The 16,257-nt window shown below is 72.1% G+C and carries 19 protein-coding genes; 5 read left to right on the forward strand and 14 right to left on the reverse strand.

Translation table 11 applies throughout. The features are described 5' to 3' along the window. Positions 1-169: 169 nt before the first annotated feature. Genes hisF through hisD form a run of 8 tightly spaced genes read right to left on the reverse strand, consistent with a single transcriptional unit; the run spans position 170 to position 5,894 of the window. Positions 170-925 (reverse strand): imidazole glycerol phosphate synthase subunit HisF, encoded by a 756-nt coding sequence (gene hisF / locus ACFW9O_RS22515; protein ID WP_329212074.1) that lies wholly within the window; start codon positions 923-925, stop codon positions 170-172. Beyond that, positions 922-1,320 carry a RidA family protein gene (locus tag ACFW9O_RS22520; protein WP_351170817.1) on the reverse strand — a complete coding sequence of 133 codons (399 nt, stop codon included), beginning with the start codon at positions 1,318-1,320 and terminating at the stop codon, positions 922-924. The genes hisF and ACFW9O_RS22520 overlap by 4 nt, the downstream gene beginning before the upstream one ends. Beyond that, a complete protein-coding gene (gene priA / locus ACFW9O_RS22525) occupies positions 1,317-2,042 on the reverse strand; it encodes a bifunctional 1-(5-phosphoribosyl)-5-((5-phosphoribosylamino)methylideneamino)imidazole-4-carboxamide isomerase/phosphoribosylanthranilate isomerase PriA (RefSeq protein ID WP_329212070.1) in 726 nt (241 codons plus the stop codon). Before priA ends, ACFW9O_RS22520 begins: the two co-directional genes overlap by 4 nt. Beyond that, positions 2,042-2,683, reverse strand: a complete 642-nt coding sequence (gene hisH, locus ACFW9O_RS22530) for an imidazole glycerol phosphate synthase subunit HisH (protein ID WP_351170820.1) — start codon at positions 2,681-2,683, stop codon at positions 2,042-2,044. The genes priA and hisH overlap by 1 nt, the downstream gene beginning before the upstream one ends. Before the next feature lie 10 nt (positions 2,684-2,693). Further along, a complete protein-coding gene (locus tag ACFW9O_RS22535; protein ID WP_351170823.1) occupies positions 2,694-2,861 on the reverse strand; it encodes a hypothetical protein in 168 nt (55 codons plus the stop codon). Continuing rightward, complete coding sequence (gene hisB, locus ACFW9O_RS22540) at positions 2,858-3,451, reverse strand: imidazoleglycerol-phosphate dehydratase HisB (RefSeq protein WP_031098999.1); 594 nt, start codon at positions 3,449-3,451, stop codon at positions 2,858-2,860. Before hisB ends, ACFW9O_RS22535 begins: the two co-directional genes overlap by 4 nt. Beyond that, positions 3,448-4,575 carry a histidinol-phosphate transaminase gene (locus ACFW9O_RS22545; protein WP_384611627.1) on the reverse strand — a complete coding sequence of 376 codons (1,128 nt, stop codon included), beginning with the start codon at positions 4,573-4,575 and terminating at the stop codon, positions 3,448-3,450. The genes hisB and ACFW9O_RS22545 overlap by 4 nt, the downstream gene beginning before the upstream one ends. Further along, positions 4,572-5,894 (reverse strand): histidinol dehydrogenase, encoded by a 1,323-nt coding sequence (gene hisD, locus ACFW9O_RS22550; RefSeq protein ID WP_384611629.1) that lies wholly within the window; start codon positions 5,892-5,894, stop codon positions 4,572-4,574. The genes ACFW9O_RS22545 and hisD overlap by 4 nt, the downstream gene beginning before the upstream one ends. A gap of 159 nt (positions 5,895-6,053) precedes the next feature. On the opposite strand from hisD, the gene ACFW9O_RS22555 reads away from it, so the two are divergent. The 4 genes from ACFW9O_RS22555 (at position 6,054) to ybaK (ending at position 10,226) form a co-directional block, all read left to right on the forward strand. After that, positions 6,054-7,655 carry an oxidoreductase gene (locus ACFW9O_RS22555; RefSeq protein ID WP_384611630.1) on the forward strand — a complete coding sequence of 534 codons (1,602 nt, stop codon included), beginning with the start codon at positions 6,054-6,056 and terminating at the stop codon, positions 7,653-7,655. Positions 7,656-7,877: 222 nt separating this feature from the next. Continuing rightward, complete coding sequence (locus ACFW9O_RS22560) at positions 7,878-8,912, forward strand: hypothetical protein (RefSeq protein ID WP_384611658.1); 1,035 nt, start codon at positions 7,878-7,880, stop codon at positions 8,910-8,912. 11 nt (positions 8,913-8,923) lie between these two features. Further along, positions 8,924-9,709: an LON peptidase substrate-binding domain-containing protein gene (locus tag ACFW9O_RS22565; RefSeq protein ID WP_384611631.1), complete on the forward strand. Its 786-nt coding sequence runs from the start codon at positions 8,924-8,926 to the stop codon at positions 9,707-9,709. Between the two features lie 16 nt (positions 9,710-9,725). Next, on the forward strand, positions 9,726-10,226 hold the full coding sequence (gene ybaK, locus ACFW9O_RS22570; RefSeq protein WP_384611633.1) for a Cys-tRNA(Pro) deacylase: 501 nt from the start codon (positions 9,726-9,728) through the stop codon (positions 10,224-10,226). Positions 10,227-10,350: 124 nt separating this feature from the next. Here ybaK and ACFW9O_RS22575 read toward each other — a convergent pair whose 3' ends face one another. From ACFW9O_RS22575 to ACFW9O_RS22600, 6 genes are all read right to left on the reverse strand, one after another. Beyond that, entirely contained in the window at positions 10,351-10,638 is a 288-nt protein-coding gene (locus ACFW9O_RS22575) for an SHOCT domain-containing protein (protein ID WP_384611635.1), read from the reverse strand. A 69-nt stretch (positions 10,639-10,707) separates the two neighbouring features. Next, positions 10,708-11,121: a DUF6325 family protein gene (locus ACFW9O_RS22580; protein ID WP_384611660.1), complete on the reverse strand. Its 414-nt coding sequence runs from the start codon at positions 11,119-11,121 to the stop codon at positions 10,708-10,710. A 523-nt stretch (positions 11,122-11,644) separates the two neighbouring features. Further along, the gene (locus ACFW9O_RS22585) at positions 11,645-12,373 is read right to left on the reverse strand and encodes an ABC transporter permease (RefSeq protein WP_384611637.1); all 729 of its coding nucleotides are present in this window, start codon (positions 12,371-12,373) and stop codon (positions 11,645-11,647) included. A 54-nt stretch (positions 12,374-12,427) separates the two neighbouring features. After that, positions 12,428-13,273: an ABC transporter permease gene (locus ACFW9O_RS22590; protein ID WP_351170844.1), complete on the reverse strand. Its 846-nt coding sequence runs from the start codon at positions 13,271-13,273 to the stop codon at positions 12,428-12,430. 31 nt (positions 13,274-13,304) lie between these two features. Then, the gene (locus ACFW9O_RS22595) at positions 13,305-14,288 is read right to left on the reverse strand and encodes an ABC transporter ATP-binding protein (RefSeq protein ID WP_384611662.1); all 984 of its coding nucleotides are present in this window, start codon (positions 14,286-14,288) and stop codon (positions 13,305-13,307) included. Positions 14,289-14,405: 117 nt separating this feature from the next. Further along, positions 14,406-15,668 carry an NYN domain-containing protein gene (locus ACFW9O_RS22600; protein ID WP_384611639.1) on the reverse strand — a complete coding sequence of 421 codons (1,263 nt, stop codon included), beginning with the start codon at positions 15,666-15,668 and terminating at the stop codon, positions 14,406-14,408. Between the two features lie 271 nt (positions 15,669-15,939). Between ACFW9O_RS22600 and ACFW9O_RS22605 the strand changes: the two genes are divergently transcribed. After that, on the forward strand, positions 15,940-16,119 hold the full coding sequence (locus ACFW9O_RS22605; protein ID WP_384611641.1) for a hypothetical protein: 180 nt from the start codon (positions 15,940-15,942) through the stop codon (positions 16,117-16,119). The last annotated feature ends 138 nt before the right edge of the window (positions 16,120-16,257 follow it).

A 16,257-nucleotide genomic window follows, 5' to 3' on the forward strand; every position in this document is an offset into this window, starting at 1 on the left:
TGGCGGAGCCACAACGCGGCAGCCTTCAGGCCCTGTCGTCCCGGGCCTTCGGGGTGCACCGCGTGGGTACCGCCGTCATTCGCTGGCGGTCGCCACACTCGCGGTGCACCCCGTGCGCACACATCGGCGAGATTGCCGGTCTTCGCTTCCGGCCCTCGCTCGCCCCGGGTCAGCGGACGGGGTGTCCGGCCTCCCGGAGAGCACCCTTGACCTCGGAGATCCGCAGGTCACCGAAGTGGAAGACGGACGCGGCCAGGACCGCGTCGGCGCCCGCCTCGATCGCCGGCGGGAAGTCCGACAGCCGGCCCGCACCACCGGAGGCGATGACGGGAACGGTGACGTGCGCCCGTACGGCCTTGATCATCTCGGTGTCGTAGCCGTCCTTCGTACCGTCGGCGTCCATCGAGTTGAGCAGGATCTCACCCGCGCCGAGCTCGGCGGCCCGGTGGGCCCACTCGACGGCGTCGATGCCGGTGCCCCTGCGGCCGCCGTGCGTCGTCACCTCGAAGGTGCCCTCGGGGGTGCGGCGGGCGTCGACGGAGAGGACGAGCACCTGGCGCCCGAAGCGCTCCGCGATCTCCCGGATCAGCTCCGGGCGGGCGATGGCCGCGGTGTTGACCCCGACCTTGTCGGCCCCGGCCCGCAGCAGCTTGTCCACGTCGTCGGGGGTGCGGACACCGCCGCCGACCGTGAGCGGGATGAAGACCTGCTCGGCGGTGCGGCGCACCACGTCGTACGTCGTCTCCCGGTCGCCGCTGGAGGCGGTGATGTCGAGGAAGGTCAGCTCGTCGGCGCCCTCGGCGTCGTACAGCTTGGCCATCTCGACGGGGTCGCCCGCGTCGCGCAGGTTCTGGAAGTTGACGCCCTTGACGACGCGTCCGTTGTCGACGTCCAGGCACGGGATGACCCGTACGGCGAGCGTCATCGCTCACCTGCCCGGAAGGCCTCGACCTCGACCTCGACGACCAGGCTGGGGTCGACGAAGCCGGACACGATGATCATGGAAGCGGCGGGGCGCACGTCGTCGAACAGCTCCTTGTGGGCGCGGCCCACCTCGTCGACGTCCCTGGCGTGCGTGATGTACATCCGGGTGCGGACGACGTCCTCGCGTCCGAGGCCGGCCTGCTTCAGCGCGTCGAAGGCGACCTGGAAGGAGGTGACCGCCTGCTCGTAGGGGCCGCCTGCCGAGATCTGGCCGCCCACGACCGAGGTGCAGCCGGAGACCAGGACGAGGCCGCCCGGGAGCTCCACCGCGCGGGAGTAGCCGAACTTCTCCTCCCAGGGGGCGCCGGAGGAGATGCGGCGTACGGAGTCCGTCATACGGAGACCGCCTCCAGTGCCTCCTCGAGGGTGAACGCCTTCGCGTACAGCGCCTTGCCGACGATCGCGCCCTCGACGCCTTCCGGGACGAGCAGGGAGATCGCCCGCAGGTCGTCCAGCGAGGAGACGCCGCCGGAGGCGACGACGGGCTTGTCGGTGGCGGCGCAGACGTTCCTCAGGAGCTCCAGGTTGGGGCCCTGCAGGGTGCCGTCCTTGGCGATGTCGGTGACCACGTAGCGGGCGCAGCCCTCGGAGTCGAGGCGGGCGAGCGTCTCGTAGAGGTCGCCGCCGTCACGGGTCCAGCCGCGGCCGCGCAGCGTCGTACCGCGCACGTCGAGGCCGACCGCGATCTGGTCGCCGTGCTCGGCGATGACCTTGGCGACCCACTCCGGGGTCTCCAGGGCGGCGGTGCCGAGGTTGACCCGGCGGCAGCCGGTGGCGAGGGCCGCGGCGAGCGAGGCGTCGTCGCGGATGCCGCCGGAGAGCTCGACCTTGATGTCCATGGCGCCGGCCACTTCGGCGATCAGCGCGCGGTTGTCGCCGGTGCCGAAGGCGGCGTCCAGGTCGACGAGGTGCAGCCACTCGGCCCCGGAGCTCTGCCAGGCGAGGGCGGCTTCCAGCGGGGAGCCGTAGGAGGTCTCGGAGCCGGACTCGCCGTGGACGAGGCGGACGGCCTGGCCGTCGCGGACGTCGACGGCGGGGAGCAGTTCAAGCTTCGGCATTACAGCGTCTCGATCCAGTTGGTCAGCAGCTGGGCGCCGGCATCGCCGGACTTCTCGGGGTGGAACTGGGTGGCCCACAGCGCGCCGTTCTCCACGGCCGCCACGAACCGCTCTCCGTGTGTCGCCCAAGTGACCTTGGGGGCACGGATCTTGGCGTTGGTGACTTCGAGGGACCAGTCGTGCGCGGCGTAGGAGTGCACGAAGTAGTAGCGGGATTCGGGGTCGAGGCCGGCGAAGAGCTGGGAGCCCTCGGGGGATTCGACGGTGTTCCAGCCCATGTGCGGGACGACGTCGGCCTTGAGCGGTCCGACGGTGCCGGGCCACTCGTCGAGGCCCTCGGTCTCCACCCCGTGCTCGATGCCGCGCTCGAAGAGGATCTGCATGCCGACGCAGATGCCCATGACGGGACGTCCGCCGGACAGTCTGCGGCCGATGATCCATTCGCCGCGGGCCCGCTTCAGCCCGTCCATGCAGGCCGAGAAGGCGCCCACGCCGGGGACGAGCAGCCCGTCGGCGTTCATCGCGCGGTCGAAGTCGCGGGTGATCTCCACGTCCGCGCCGACGTGGGCGAGGGCCCGCTCGGCGGAACGCACGTTGCCGAAGCCGTAGTCGAAGACGACGACCTTCTTGCTTTCGCTCACAGTCCTGCCCTCAGTCCCAGATTCCCTGGATCCGCATGACGCCTGCGACCAGGCACATCACGGATCCGATCCCGAGAAGCACGACGACGCCCTTGGGCATCCCCTGCTTCCAGAAGGAGTAGACGCCGCCGGCCAGGAAGAGGCCGACGACGATCAGCACGGTGTTGAGGCCGGTCACAGGGCGCCCTTCGTGGACGGAAGGATCCCGGCTGCGCGCGGGTCGTGCTCGCTGGCGTACCGCAGGGCGCGCGCGAGGGCCTTGAACTGGCACTCCACGATGTGGTGGGCGTTGCGGCCGTACGGGACGTGGACGTGCAGGGCGATCTGCGCCTGCGCGACGAAGGACTCCAGGATGTGCCGGGTCATCGTCGTGTCGTACTCGCCGATCATCGGCGCCATCTTCTCGGGCTCGGTGTGCACCAGGTACGGGCGGCCGGAGAGGTCGACGGTGACCTGGGCGAGCGACTCGTCCAGGGGGACGGTGCAGTTGCCGAAGCGGTAGATGCCGACCTTGTCGCCGAGCGCCTGCTTGAAGGCGGCGCCGAGCGCGAGGGCGGTGTCCTCGATCGTGTGGTGCGAGTCGATGTGCAGGTCGCCCTCGGTCTTGACCGTGAGGTCGAACAGGCCGTGGCGGCCGAGCTGGTCGAGCATGTGGTCGTAGAAGCCGACCCCGGTCGCGACATCGACCTTGCCGGTGCCGTCGAGGTTGATCTCGACGAGCACGGAGGTCTCCTTGGTGGTCCGCTCCACCCTGCCTACGCGGCTCATGCGTCGTGCTCCTTCTTCAGTTCGCGCACCGCATCGAGGAACGCGTCGTTCTCTTCCGGGGTTCCCGCGGAGACCCGCAGCCACCCCGGTACGCCGTTGTCCCGGACCAGGACGCCCCGGTCGAGGATCTGCTGCCAGGCGGTGTGGCTGTCGGCGAAGCGGCCGAACTGGACGAAGTTGGCGTCCGAGTCGGTGACGGCGAAGCCGAGCTCCCGCAGGCCGCCGACCAGCCGGTCGCGCTCACGCTTGAGCTGCGCGACGTACCCGAGCAGCGTATCGGTGTGCTCCAGGGCGGCGAGCGCGGTGGCCTGGGTGACGGAGGACAGGTGGTACGGCAGGCGCACCAGCTGGACGGCGTCGACGACGGCCGGATCGGCGGCGAGGTAGCCGAGGCGCAGGCCCGCGGCGCCGAACGCCTTGGACATGGTGCGCGAGAGCACCAGGTTCGGGCGGCCCTCGATCAGCGGGAGCAGCGAGGGGTGGTGGCTGAACTCGCCGTACGCCTCGTCGACGACGACCATCGACGGCCGGGCGGCCTGGGCGGCGTCGTACAGCGCGAGGACGGTGTCCGCGTCGACGGCGGTGCCGGTGGGGTTGTTGGGCGAGGTGATGAAGACCACCTCGGGACGGTGCTCGGCGATGGCCTTCCTCGCGGTCTCCACGTCGATCGTGAAGTCCTCGTTGCGCGGCCCGGAGATCCAGCCGGTGCCGGTGCCGCGTGCGATGAGGGCGTGCATCGAGTACGAGGGCTCGAAGCCGATCGCGGTGCGGCCGGGGCCGCCGAAGGTCTGCAGCAGCTGCTGGAGGACCTCGTTGGAGCCGTTGGCCGCCCAGACGTTGGTGTACCCGACTCCGTGCCCGGCGGTGCGGGTGAGGTAGCGGGCGAGCTCGGTGCGGAGCTCCACGGCGTCGCGGTCGGGGTAGCGGTTGAGGGTCCGGGCGGCCTCGCGGACGCGCTCGGCGATGCGGTCGACGAGCGCGTCGGGGAGCGGGTAGGGGTTCTCGTTGGTGTTCAGCCGGACCGGTACGTCGAGCTGGGGCGCGCCGTACGGGGACTGGCCACGCAGCTCGTCGCGGATCGGGAGGTCGTCCCAGGCGTTGCGCGTGGTGCTGTCGTTGCTCACTGCTGCGGAACCTTCCAGCCGAACCTGGCCTTGAGCGCGGCGCCGTGGGCGGGGAGGTCCTCCGCCTCGGCGAGCGTCACGACGTGGTGGGTGACCTCGGCGAGCGCGTCACGGGTGTAGTCGACGATGTGGATGCCGCGCAGGAAGGACTGCACGGACAGGCCCGAGGAGTGGCAGGCGCAGCCACCGGTGGGCAGGACGTGGTTGGAGCCGGCGCAGTAGTCGCCGAGGGAGACGGGCGAGAACGGGCCGACGAAGACCGCGCCGGCGTTGCGGACCCGGTCGGCGACGGCGGCGGCGTTCTCCGTCTGGATCTCCAGGTGTTCGGCGGCGTACGCGTCGACGACCTTGAGGCCGTCCTCCAGGTCGTTGACGAGGACGATCGCGGACTGCCGGCCGGCCAGCGCGGGTTCGATCCGGTCCGAGACGTGCTTGGTCGCGGCGATCTGGGGCCGCAGTTCGGCCTCGGTGGCGGCGGCCAGCTCCTCGGAGTCGGTGACGAGCACCGCGGCGGCCATCGGGTCGTGCTCGGCCTGGCTGATCAGGTCGGCGGCGACGTGCACCGGGTCGGCGCTCGCGTCGGCGAGGATCGCGATCTCGGTGGGTCCGGCCTCGGCGTCGATGCCGATGCGGCCCTTCAGGAGGCGCTTGGCGGCGGCGACGTAGATGTTGCCGGGGCCGGTGACGAGGTTGACGGGCAGGCAGTCCTCGGTGCCGTACGCGAACATCGCGATGGCCTGGGAGCCGCCGGCGGCGTACACCTCGTCGACGCCGAGGAGGGCGCAGGCGGCGAGGATCGTGGGGTGCGGCAGTCCGCCGAACTCCTTCTGCGGCGGGGAGGCGACGGCGATGCCCTCGACGCCGGCCTCCTGGGCCGGGACCACGTTCATGACGACGGACGAGGGGTAGACCGAGCGCCCGCCCGGCACGTACAGCCCGACGCGCTCGACGGGCACCCACTTCTCGGTGACCGTGCCGCCGGGGACGACCTGGGTGGTGTGCGTGGTGCGGCGCTGCTCGCGGTGGACGAGGCGGGCACGGCGGATCGACTCCTCGAGCGCCGCCCGTACGGCGGGGTCGAGCCGCTCCAGCGCCCCGGTGATCGTGGCCACGGGGACCCGGATCGAGTCGAGGCGCACGCCGTCGAGTTTCTCCCCCCACTCGATCACTGCCGCGGAGCCACGATGGCGTACGTCCTCGCAGATGGGCCGCACCGTCTCCAGGGCGGCTTCCACGTCGAACTCGGCACGGGGCAGCAGGTCGCGCAGGGCGCCGCCCTCGGGGAGGGCGGTACCGCGCAGATCGATTCGAGAGATCACCCCCCAATTCTCTCAGACCGGTTCCGGCGTCCGGTCGTCCGTATCACTGGCTGATACATGTCCCGGCTGTCACAGCTGACTACTAGCGTTCACGCCGTCACACAGAGGGAAGAACGGTTGTACGAAGCGCGGGACGAGCTGCGCAGGGGAGGTATTGCAGTGACCGAGCCGCACGACGGCGACATCCCGGACGGACTCAGCGCGGCGGAGCTGGGCATGTGGCAGTCCTTCCGTAACGGCACCACCTACGATCTGCGCTCCCACGACGCGGTGCGCGACGATCCGTTCGCACCGCACATCTGGGGGCCGGAGCGGAGTGTCGGCGCCCGGACGGTGGCGCGGCTGCTGCTCAGCGGGCCGCCCGCGCGGCCGGGGCGGGTGGCCGCGCTGAAGCTCCGCGGTGTGCGCATCACGGGGAAGCTGGACCTGGCGGGCGGCCGGGTCGCCCCGTACGTGGAGCTGACGGGCTGCCGTTTCGAGCAGGAGGTCGTGCTGCCCGAGTGCCATTTCACGACGCTGCGCATGGTGGGCTGCGCGGTGCCGAGACTGGACGCGGCCAGGCTGCACACGGAGGGCGACCTGCACCTGCCGCGCTGCCGGATCGACCGCGGGATCCGGCTGACCGACGCCCAGATCGGCACGGATCTGCTGATCAGCCAGATCAGCGTCGGCCCCGACCGGCGCGGCCGCGCCTTCGTGGGCGACGGGATGTCGGTGGCTCAGGACCTTCAGGCGGAGATGATCGAGACCCGTGGTGAGCTCAGCCTGCGCGGGGCCAAGGTCGGCGGTTCGCTGAGCCTGCGGGGCAGCCGGCTGCGCGCGACGGACGGTCGGCGGGCGCTGAACGCCCCGCAGCTGAGCGTGGAGCGCACGCTGTACATGACCGAGGCCTGGGTGAGCATCGACACCGGGAACCAGGGCACCACTCCCCCGTTCGGCATCATCCGTGGCATCACCCCCGCGCGTGGGACCCGTGCGCAGGTCTTCGAGTGCCGGGGCGCCGTACGGCTCGACGACGGGCGTTTCGGCGACGCGGTGGACCTGCACAAGGCCCGGTTCGTACTGGCCCCGCACGAGGAGCTGTCGCTGCGCCGGATCGTCACGCCCGAGCTGCGGTTCAACGCGGAGCGCCCGCAGGAGGGCCGGGTCGTACTGAACGGCGCGCGGGTCGTCACGCTGATCGACCTGTCGACCAGCTGGCCCGGCCCCGGCGGGCTGGCGATGGGCGGTTTCGTCTACGAGAACCTCGTCCCCTACGGCCACTTCCCGCTCTCCCGGCGCCTGGAGTGGGTGCAGGCCGCGACGCCGGAGTACGTGCCGGAGCCGTACGAGCGCCTCGCCACGGTGCTCCGCAACTGCGGCGAGGACGCGGACGCCCGCGAGGTGCTGCTCGCCAAGCAGCGGCGCCGGCGCGAGACGCTGCCGCCCGCGGCCAGGCTCTGGGGCTATCTGCAGGACTGGACGGTGGCGTACGGCTACCGGCCGGGACGGGCCGCGGTGTGGATGGCGGTGCTGTGGGCGGCGGGCGCGGTGGCGTTCTCGCAGTACCACCCGGCGGCGATCAAGCCGGAGGAGCATCCGCAGTGGAACGCCCCGCTGTACGCACTGGATCTGCTGGTGCCGGTGATCAATCTCGGCCAGGACGGCTACTGGCGGTTGGAGGACGGCTGGCAGTGGGCTGCTGCCGTCCTCGTCATGCTGGGGTGGATATTGGCCACGACGGTGGCGGCGGGCGCCTCCCGGATGCTGCGCCGCGGCTGACCGGGGGCCTCCTCCGGTCCGGCCGGATCTCCGGCGGGCACAGTGATCGAATGGCCTGTCGAGCCACGGCCGCACAGTCGGTTCTTCGCAACAGGACAGTCGGAATCAGGCCAGCCGGAGCCGTTTCCTTTGCGTTTTCTTGACTCCTTCCAGGGCAACCCTTCCACTCTCTCCAGAAGCTTCACAGTGGCCCTCTGGCGCCGCCCCGACCAGGGCTTTTCAATGGTCTGCACCATGGCTTCCCTCCGCGCGATGCTGAGTTCCGCGTGCACCCTCCGACGCAGCCCCGGGCTGTCGGCCGGGCTGCCCGCGGACGACACCGTGCTGCTCGACGCCCCCGACGAACGGCTGTCGCCCGCTCTGGTGGCCGCCGCCCTCGGAGAGTTCGAACCCGCGGCCAAGCTCCTCGCCACCACCCGGGACGCCGCCGAGTGGGAGATCCGTGACCGCTGCCTCGCCCGCCTGGTGACCTTCGCCCGCAACCGCGACGGCTGGCTCACCGACTGGCTGGCCGCCGCACCACGTGACCCGGACGCCCTGCTCGTCAAGGCCGAACTGGCCGTACGCCGCGCCTGGGAGTCCCCCGCCCACGCCGAGCTGCTGCGCGAGGTGGCCCCGCAGATCACGGCGGCGGCCGAGGCCGATCCCCGCGACCCGGTGCCGTGGCGGCTCGCCCTCGACCACGCCCGTGGCACGCACGCCGGCCACGCCGTCTTCGAATCGCTGTGGGAGCAGGCGGTACGGCGCTCGGCGCACCACTACGGCTGCCATGTCGCCGCGCTCCAGTACCTCTCCGCCGCCTGGTACGGCTCGCACAGCGAGTGCTTCGACTTCGCCGAGCGGGCGGCGGAGGACGCCGCGCCGGACTCACTGGTGCAGGCGCTCCCCGTACGGGCGGCCTTCGCGCTCCTGCACGACGAGACGGCGGCCCGGCGGACGAACTCCGTGCAGGAGGACCGGATCGACACGGCGGCCGATCTCGCGATCTCCCTGTCGGCCGCCTATCCGCCCGGCGATCCGTGGACCGCCGAGGTCCGCAACCTCCTCGTCCATGTGCTGGTCGCACGGGGCAGGTGGGCGGAGGCGCTGGAGCAGTTCGAGCTGATCGGACGGTATGTGACGTCGTTCCCCTGGGCGTCCGTGTCCGAGGACGCGCTCACCGGATTCCTCGACGCGCGAGCCGACGCGCGGCTCCGGGTGACCTCTTCCACAGCCTTGCGGGCCCGGGCCGGACACGGCGGGCTCCGCGGCCATTAGGCTTGACCGTTGTGACCACCGCTCGTCTCCCCCTGTTCCCGCTGAACGCGGTGCTGTTCCCCGGCCTCGTGCTGCCTCTCAACGTCTTCGAGGAGCGTTATCGCGCCATGATGCGCGAGCTGCTCGAGATCGACGAGGACGAACCGCGCCGCTTCGTCGTGGTCGCGATCCGCGACGGCCGCGAGACCGCCCCCACGGCCACCGGGATGCCCGACGCGGTCGCCGCTGCCGGCCCCGTCGAGCGCGCCCCGGCGGACGGATTCGGCCCCGACCCGATCCAGAGCTTCCACCGGGTCGGCTGTATCGCCGACGCGGCGAAGATCCGTGAGCGCGTCGACGGCAGCTTCGAGGTCCTCGCGACCGGCACCACCCGGGTCAAGCTGCTCTCCGTCGACACGAGCGGCCCGTATCTGACGGCCGAGGTCGAGGAACTGACCGAGAATCCGGACGACGAGGCGGCCGACAGCGGCGACACGAAGGCCGAGGAAGAGGCCGGCGCGCTCGCCGAGGGCGTCCTGAGGGCCTTCCGCAGCTATCAGAAACGGCTCGCCGGGGCCAACGAACGCTCCCTGACGACGGGGGCGGACCTGCCGGACGACCCGTCCGTCGTCTCGTACCTGGTGGCCGCCGCGGCCGTTCTCGACATCCCGTCGAAGCAGCGGCTGCTCCAGGCTCCGGACACCGCGACCCGGCTTCGCGAGGAGCTGACGCTCCTTCGCAAGGAGACCGCGGTCATCCGGCATCTGCCGTCGCTGCCCGCGATCGACCTGACCCGCGGACCCACGCACCCCAACTGACCCGAGGACCCTGCCGGTGGCGAAGAAGGCCAAGAAGCAGCAGCCCGGCGGCACCCCGGCCACGGTCGCACTGACCGCGGCGGGCACCGCGTTCACGGTCCGCTCCTACGATCACGACCCGGCGTCCCCGTCGTACGGCGAGGAGGCGGCCGAGGCGCTCGGCGTCCCGCCCGACCGGGTGTTCAAGACGCTCGTCGCCGATGTCGACGGTGAACTGGTCGTCGCGGTCGTCCCCGTCGCCGGGTCGCTGGACCTCAAGGCACTGGCATCGGCGGTGGGCGGCAAGCGGGCGGCGATGGCGGACCCGGCGGCGGCCGAACGCACGACGGGCTACGTGCGCGGCGGCATCTCTCCGCTGGGCCAGCGCAAGCGGCTGCGTACGGTCATCGACGCCTCGGCCCGGACGCACGCGACGATCTGCGTGTCGGCGGGCCGACGGGGCCTGGAGGTCGAACTGTCGGCGGACGACCTGGCGCTACTGACGAACGCCGTTCTGGCGCCGATCGGCCGCGGGTAGCTCAGAAGCCCGCCCGGCGGCCGGGTGGGAGCCCGTCCGGCGGCCGGGTGACTCTCCTGCCCGCCGATTCCCACCGGTTCGACGGTCTCCGCAGCAATCGGGCACACCCGCGCCGGTCGGGCGGTCAGGAGGCGAGGAGCCTGCGCTTCTGGTCCTCGAACTCCGCTTCCGTGAGAACGCCCTGGGTCTTGAGATCGCCCAGCTGCTTCAGCTGTTCGATCTTGCTGCTCATGCCGGAGGCCGGCGGGGCTAGGGGCTGCGCGGCCGGGGCTGCCGACTGCGGTGCGTACGCCTGGGGTTCCTGCTGGGCCGCCCATCGCCCCTGCTGTCGGCGGGAAACACGGTTCGACACGGCGGTCGCGGTTCCGGCGACGACGGCCGTGCGGGCGACCCCTCGGAGGAGTCCGGGCATGGCGATCTCCCTATCTCGGTGCCCCTGACTTTCAGGGACGGATCATTCGGTCGCGTCTGACTTTCAGGCTCATTCGGTCGCGTCGAGCGCGGCCAGGACGGCCGGCGCGGGGATTCTTCCGGAGGCGACCATCTCGGCGCCGCCGCGGTGCAGGGCGGCGGCGAACGGGGCGGCCCACAGGTTCTCGTAGATCAGGACGCCGGCGGAGTTGCCGGGCTCCAGAGCGGCGGCCGCCTCCTCCAGGTCGTCCTGGCCCAGCAGCCCGGAGGAGGCGCCCTCGAAGACGGCCAGATCGAGTGCGCCGTCGCCGGTGAGGTCGGCGATCTCGAGTCCCTTCACCGATCCGTCGGCGTCCTTCCGGATGAACGTCAGGTCGAGGATCCGGATGAGGCCTCGGTCCACCAGGTCGACCAGGAGGGGGAAGCCCTCGCCGGTCATTCGGTTGCCGGGGAACTCGACCACCAGATAGTCGATGGGTCCCATCTCCGCTGACGTGTCGAGTTGGTCGAATGCGTCCCTCACGGCGTCACCTCTGGGCTCGTGGCTGTTCCCCCACGCCATTGCATCATCGGACCGCGACGGTCGCACTTCGTGCGCGCGGTCACCCATCGGGCCCACCCGGGTCGCGCGTTCGGCCCCGCGCGGGTCCCTTGGGGCCGCTCTCGCCCCGGGAGCGCGACGAACTGGGCGAATCGCGGCAGCGGGTGGGCGCCCTGGAGGCCGCTCACCCCGAGGCGGCGCGGCATCACCGCCGTTGGAGCATCGGCAGTGGCGATGTCGGGAGGCTTCCCCCGGGGGCGGCCGGGCGGTTCGTGCACCGCTTTCCGACCTGCTGGAGCGGTACCGGGTGGCCGACATGGCGCGCAGGGTGGTCGGCGGCGGCAGTGTGCGGGACCACGAGGGACTGCCGTCGTCGATGTCGGACGTGAATGCTTCCCTTGTGCCTGGCGGTGTTCACGACGCCGCAGGGGTGCTGTTCTTCCTGATCGGCGCCGACGGACACGGTCTAGGGCCGTTCCGACCCCTCCACGGCCCCGCCCTCGGGCCACTGCCGTCCGGCGGAACCGGATGCGGGGCCGGGAGCAGAACCGGCGGCGGGCCAGCCCTCCCCGTACCCGGCCTCCCACTCCGGCTCGGGGTCCCGCGGCCCGAACAGTGCCGTCAGACCCAGGTACACGGCCATCGCCGCGACCGGCCAGGCAAGCATCCCCGCCCCCACCGCGTGCAGCTCCAGGGGCGCGTCGAACGTCACGCCCTTGCCGACCTCCTTGGCATGGGCGACCACGTCCGACGTCGGCCCGAACCACGTGCCGATCCCCCACGCCAGCAGGGAGCCGAGCAGTCCGCCCAGGGCGAGCGCGACCACCAGTGCGATCCCTCCGCTCCTGCGGTAGAGGAAGACGGCGGCCGCCGACACGAGGCCGAACGCGAGCGCCAGCAGAACGAACGTGCCGTCCGCCCCGATGGCCTCCTCGCTCTCGCTGTTCTTGAGGAACACCGCCGTGTCGTCGGAGACCAGCGGCACGCGGGGCGCCAGCCACAGCCACAGCAGTCCGAGTGCCACACCGGCCACCGTCAGAAGCACGGTGACCACGGCGGCCCGCGCGACTTCGGCCACGAGATCGGTCCCGTGCGGCGGCTCCTGGCCACCGGGCGCGGCATGGGATCCCGACGGCGTGGCCTGCCAGGGATCATCGGACGGGGGCTGGTGAGGCGGCGTCAACGGTGCGGTCACGCTGCCATCGTGCCAGGCCCCCCGGCGCGCCGCCTCACCGGTCCGCCGGCAGAGCTACCGGACCGCCGCCCGCCGGTACGCCCAGGTCGCCACGGCCAGGGACAGGACCCCGACCACCGCGCACACCCCGAGATCGAGGGCGACGACCGCCCAGTCCGGGTGGGCGTCGAAGGACCTGGCCAGCGCCTCGACCCCGTACGTCGAGGGCAGCAGGTCGCGGGCCCATCCCACCGGCTCCGGCAGCCGGTCGGCCGGCAGCACGCCCAGCAGCAGCGCGGCGGACATGCCCAGTTGCCCGAGCAGGGTCGCGAGTTCCTGCCGCGGCGCCAGCAGCCCGAGCGCGGCGCCGAGCCCCGAGAGCGCGGCCCCGGACAGTGGAATGACGGCGACGAGCACCCACAGATGGGTCATGGGCAGCCCGAACAGCACGCTTCCCGTGACCGCCGTGACGATCGTGCCGGGCACGGTGAACGAGGCGTACGCACCCGCGGCGCCCAGCACCACCGCCGCGGGCGGCACCGGCAGCGTGGCGTAGTGGTCGAGACCGCCGTCCGCCCGCAGCCGGCCGAAGTACTGGGCCAGCAGGTTCAGCGCCACGAAGGCCACGACGAGCACGCTGGACCCCGCGACCACGGCCCGCGCCTCGGCGCCGCCGTCGACGACGCCCCGCATGAGCACCATGATTCCGATGGACTGGAAGGTCGCCACGAACAGCAGCGGAATCCGGGCGACCCTCGCCCTCGACAGCTGCGCCCGGTACACGGCGGCCAGCGCGGGCAGCAGCCGGGCCCGCGGCGCGAGGGGTGCCGGGGCGGTACGGGCGGGCATGCCCGCAGCCGTCCGTCCGGCCGCCGGCCGGGACACCTTTTCCGAGGACTCCACAGGAAGGATGCTCGTCACCTGGCGCTGCTCCCCTTCGACACGTTCATGATCACGCCTTCACCAGTCCCTCGGCCGCCTTCGCCGCGTCCCCGCCCAGCGCCAGATAGACGTCCTCCAGGCTGGGTGTGGCCAGGGTGAAGTCGTCCAGCGAGGAGAACGCCGCCCCGCCGGTCACCGCGGCGACCGCGGCCCGTGCCTCGTCCGGCCCCAGCCGCAGCACCCAGCGGCGCCCCGACTCCTGGGCAAAACCACGCAGCGCGGCCACCTCGGGGACGTCCAGGGGCGCCCTCTCCCGCCACACCAGCTCGACCCGGACCTCGCCCGCCACCTGCTCCTTGAGCCCGGCCGGGGTGTCGCAGGCGATGACCTTGCCGCGCTCCATGACGGCGACCCGGTCGAGTACCGTCTCCGCCTCGATCACGTTGTGGGTCACGAGCAGCACCGTGGCACCGTTCTCGGCACGGCGCCGGTCGACGGCGGACCACACCGCACGCCGGGCGACGGGGTCCATGCCCGTGGTCGGCTCGTCGAGGACCAGGACGGGGCGCTCCCCGACCAGTGCGGCCGCGAAGCAGGCGAGCCGCCGCTGGCCGCCGGACAGGTTCCTCAGGGGCCGCCCGGCAAGCTCGGTGAGGCCCAGTTCCTCGAGTACGGCATCGCGCTCGGCCCGCGCCGCACGCGCCGGCATGCCCCTCAGCCGCCCGGTGGTCTCGGCCGCCAGGGACACCGTCAGCTCGTCCAGGGCGGTGGACTCCTGCCCGAGGTACCCGATGAGCCGGGAAGCGTGTTCGGGGTGGCGCACGAGATCGTGCCCCAGCACCTCGACGCTGCCGGAGTCCGGGCGCATCAGCCCCGTGAGCTGGCGCACGAGGGTGGACTTGCCCGCGCCGTTGGGCCCGAGCAGCCCGAAGATCTCACCGCGCCGGACATCGAGACTGATCCCGTCGGTGGCCCGCACCTCGGGGGTGCCGGCCCGGCCGCGTCGGCCGCGGACGGCGGGATAGGTCCTGACCAGATCACGCACCGCGCACACGGTCCCGGTCCCGGTCTGTGCCTGTGCTGTGCCCGTACTCACGAGGTACGAGAGTACGGGGTCGGATGCCCCGGATTGCGCCCGGGGCCGGGCAGGGCCACGCTGCTGCCGCCGTGCCTACTCCGCGACGGGGGCGGGCTCCGCGGCGGCCCGCACATCGATCTCGCGCCAGAAACCCGCCCGGATGGCGTAGCGGTCGTGCTCGTCGATCTGGTCGTCCTTGTGCGCGAGCAGCCCGAACCGTGCCGCGTAGCGCAGCAGCTCCCCGTCGATCCGGTGCGGGATGCGCGGGTACATGGTGGCGAGCTTCTGCAGGTGAACGGTCTCCGGCAGCCGCTCCATCCAGCGCCGGGCGAAGACCTGGCCGACCTCGAAGGGGTCTCCGCCGACGGTGGTGATGTCCTCCTCCCGGTCCGCCCAGCGCTGCTCGGCGCTGGTGAGCTGGGCCAGGGTCGGCAGGGACGCGGTCTCCGCGGGTTCACCGAGGGGTCCGCCGCGCTCCACCCAGCCCCGGTCGGACGACCAGCGCAGGGTCGCGTTGGGGACGGGCTGCTGTACGGGGTGCGGGGCGGCGGCCTGCGCGCCCGGGGCACGCAGGCTGGCCAGGTCCTTGGGGGTGGGGACGCCTTTGTGTCCGGCGGCGGGCGGCGGATGCGCGGCGGCCTCGTCCGCCGGTGTGCCGTTGCCGTTGCGGGCCGCGGCGGCCTGGGCCTCCGACGCCCGCTCGGCCGAGGCGGCCAGCGCGGCCTCGGGCAGCGGGGCGGAGAGGATCGCGGCGATCTCGGGGCGGGGGACGGGCGGCGGCGCGCACACGCCGCCCATCTCCTTGGCCCGTACGGCCTTGGTGATCCAGGCCCGGTCGAGCACCCGGCGTTCGTCCGCCTCGGCGACGAGGTCCTCGGACTGGTTGTAGTCGCCGTCGGCGGCCTGGACGGCCCAGAGGTGGACGGCCACGCCGTGTTCCTTGGCGGACATCAGTCCTGGCAGCAGGTCGCCGTCCCCGGTCACGAGCACCACATCGGAGCAGGCGCGGTTTCTGGCCAGTTCGGTGAGCTCCGCGTGCATCGCCGCGTCGACGCCCTTCTGTGCCCACCGTCCGTCACTGCGGGTGAGGGCCCCCAGCCGAACGGTCACGCGCGACATCACCCGGAGCCGGCGGTGTTCGGGCTGGGGTACGCGGTCGGGGGCGCCGTCGAACCAGTAGATCCGGAGCAGGGGCTGTTCCGTGTCGGCCTCCGCGCGTTCGCGCAGTCCCTGGATCAGGGCGGCGTGGTCGACGGTGATGCGGGAACGGGCGGGCTCTCCGGCCAGCAGACTCGCGGCTGCGCCCAGCAAGTAGCCGGCGTCCACCAGGACGACGCAACGGTCCACGCGTTCCACCCTCTTCCAGGATTTCGGGAACGGATCAGCGGGCCCGGTCGTGGGGGGTCGGTCCGCTTGCTCGGGGTTCGCTTACTCAGGGTTTCCTTCGAGTCTGCCCGACCGTACGAGGGTTAAGGTCCGGAACTCGATCATCGGCGTGGCGGATCCGGGAAACCGCGCATGATACCGCCCGGACTACGCTGGGTAATGATCCAACATGCGGCTTATGGGGTGGTATGTGAGTCTGACATCGGTCCTGGCCCCGAGATTCCCCACAGGAGGCATCACCATGGCCAAGAACAAGAACCGTAAGCAGGGCACCCAGCACGACCGCGCGTCCGCCGCGGAGCGTGGTGCGGAGGAGGCGAAGTCGACGGCCTACGAGTCGCAGACCCAGCCGCAGTCGCAGGCCCAGGGCAGCCCTTCGGATGTTGCCCGTAAGCACCAGCGGCGCTTCGGCCACAACTGACGGTTCCTTAGGGCCGACAGGCCGAGAGGGGCGGCCCCCCCCGGGGGGGGGGCCCCGCGAGCCAGGGGGGGGGGGCAGTCAGGCCGCCCGGCCCGGGCGGGGGCGCCACCCCCTACAGTGCCCGCAAAGCCCCCGGGC

Origin of the sequence: Streptomyces sp. NPDC059499, assembly GCF_042749285.1 — a bacterium.
In the GTDB taxonomy this organism is placed as follows: domain Bacteria; phylum Actinomycetota; class Actinomycetes; order Streptomycetales; family Streptomycetaceae; genus Streptomyces.